The 2,329-nt window shown below is 40.0% G+C and carries 2 protein-coding genes; both read left to right on the top strand.

The window, feature by feature from the left end; translation table 11 throughout:
- Positions 1–1,184, top strand: a 1,184-nt coding sequence (locus Q7P05_RS04710; RefSeq protein WP_303930792.1) for a glycosyltransferase family 39 protein, incomplete at its 5' end; no start/stop codon positions are given.
- Between the two features lie 412 nt (positions 1,185–1,596).
- A partial coding sequence (locus tag Q7P05_RS04705) for an ABC transporter substrate-binding protein (protein WP_303930791.1) occupies positions 1,597–2,329 on the top strand: 733 nt, incomplete at its 3' end.

The raw sequence follows: 2,329 nt of genomic DNA, 5'->3' as shown, positions 1-2,329 counted from the left end.
ATAAGGGGATGGTGGAACAGAAACCACATGCTATGATTGTGGCCTATATCTTTGCGGCCCTTGGGGTGCTCACAAAGGGGCCCGTTGCACTTGTTTTGCCGGGCATGATTTTGCTCGTCTTTGCCGGTATCAATCGCTCTTGGTCGATGGTGAAAGCTATCTTTGACTGGCGAGGCATCCTTGCCTTTTGTGTAGTCTGCTTGCCGTGGTATGTGTATATGTACAGCGTTCACGGTCAAGATTTTATCAACGGCTTCTTGGGGCTTCACAATGTAACACGGGCCACACAATCTGAACATCCTGAAGATAATGTGTGGTGGTATTATATCGCCATCTTCCTAGGTGCTTCTTTGCCGTGGACTGGTGCTGTTATTTACGGCATGATTGATGGTTTTAAACAGCGTCATACAGCCTTTATCTATAACATGACTTGGGGTGTTGGGGTCGTTTTGTTCTACACCTTAATGGCTACAAAATATCCTTTATATACATTCGTGAGCTTAGTTCCCTTTAGTGCCATCGGCGCTATGGGCGTTATGAAGATTATACGTAAAGGTAAATCTAGAGCGGTTAAATGGGTCATTATGGGACCTACCTTACTCTTATGGATTGCTTATGTAGCGGGATCATTCTTCGCTCCATGGGGTTTCTATTTCTTGCTCTATGTTGTGGCGGCTGTAGCCGTACTCCTTTTATTCCACGCATGGTATACGAAAAAAGGGTATCGCCTTGTTAGTATTATTGTCCTAGGTACTATGGTTATTTCCTCCATCGTTGTTGTGGAAGGTTTAGAACCATTTGTAAAACAGCGTAGTAATATTGATGTAGTGCCTGTTGTAGACTCTTATGATGGTGATATCTATTACTACAACGGGTATAGTACAGCTGCTGTATACTATACAGGTCATAAGATTATTAAGATTAACGGTGATGAAAGTCGCTGGGACGATCGGGATAAATTGAAAAAGCGCAGTGCTGAATGGTCCAAGAAATATCTTATGGAACAAGTTAACGAAGAGGAGTTTAACAAGATTATCGCATCTGGTAAACCTGTGATGTTAATCGTTCCAAAAGGAGAGATTAAGCACTTCCGTCAATCTTCTATTTATCCAAATGTATCTGAATCTAGCGAAGCAGGTACATCCGAGGTATATGTATTAAATAAAAAGACTTTGTTCAAGTAAATATATACATATGCGATATCAGTAAATATATAGAGTATAACTAAATATATATGAAATAACTTAATACAATGTGTGAATAGACGCATATAGAAACAGGTAGTATCTGATGGATACTACCTGTTTTGTATTTCGTGAGTATCTTTTGTTTGTTTTGCCACTAGCTAGTAGCTACTATGCTTATTGTTATATGTGTAGTGGAGTGCCTATATTGATACTTTTCGCGCCTAAATAATAATACCTACAATATCACTGTGTTTTGTTGACATAATTAATACATATTGATATAGTAGGGTATAAATAAGTTTAGAAGACAAGGTGTTTTAGAACCAGACTTCATCTAGGTTTTAGAAAAGTGTGAAAAATGACATGTGTCAAAAACGCCCCTTGTTATGAGATAGAAAGAGGGGAAGTTATGAAGAAGACATGGTATCTAATCATCGGAGTGGTTCTCTTGGTTATTGGCTGCATAGCCTATGGTTATTATGAACACCATAAACCAAAGACGGCACAAGAATTAAAGACTGTACGCGTAGCCTATTTACCAATTACCCATGCATTGCCAGTATTTGCTACAAAAGAGTTGGAAACGGCAGATGGTCCTGTTCATGTAGAGCTTGTTAAATATGGATCTTGGCCAGAGCTTATGGATGCGTTAAATACTGGTAAGGTAGATGCCGCAGCTGTTCTTGTTGAACTTGGTGTAAAGGCTCGTGAACAAGGCATTGATGTTCGTGCTGCTGCACTTGGTCATACAGAGGGTAATATTATCATCGTCAATAAGGATATTAACTCCGTTCAAGACTTAAAAGGCAAATCCTTTGCTATCCCTCATAAACAATCAACTCAAAAAGTTCTCGTGGATTGCATGCTTGAAGAAGCGGGTCTTTCTGAAAAAGATGTACAAATCGTAGAAATGAGCCCTCCAGAAATGCCATCTGCTCTATCGGTAGGTCAAATTGCTGGGTATAGTGTAGCCGAACCATTTGGCTCTCTAGCCCTTGAAATGGGAACTGGGAAGGTCTTCGAAGATCCTGACCATCTCTGGCATGATAATATTTGCTGTGCTCTTGTGTTTAATGGTCAATTCGTCGATGAACATCATGATTTGGCAAAAGCTTTCACAAAAGCCTATCTCGATGCAGGTA

Source organism: Veillonella dispar (genome assembly GCF_937975875.1).
Classification (GTDB): domain Bacteria; phylum Bacillota; class Negativicutes; order Veillonellales; family Veillonellaceae; genus Veillonella; species Veillonella dispar_B.
This window is presented reverse-complemented; position numbering and strand designations above follow the sequence as displayed.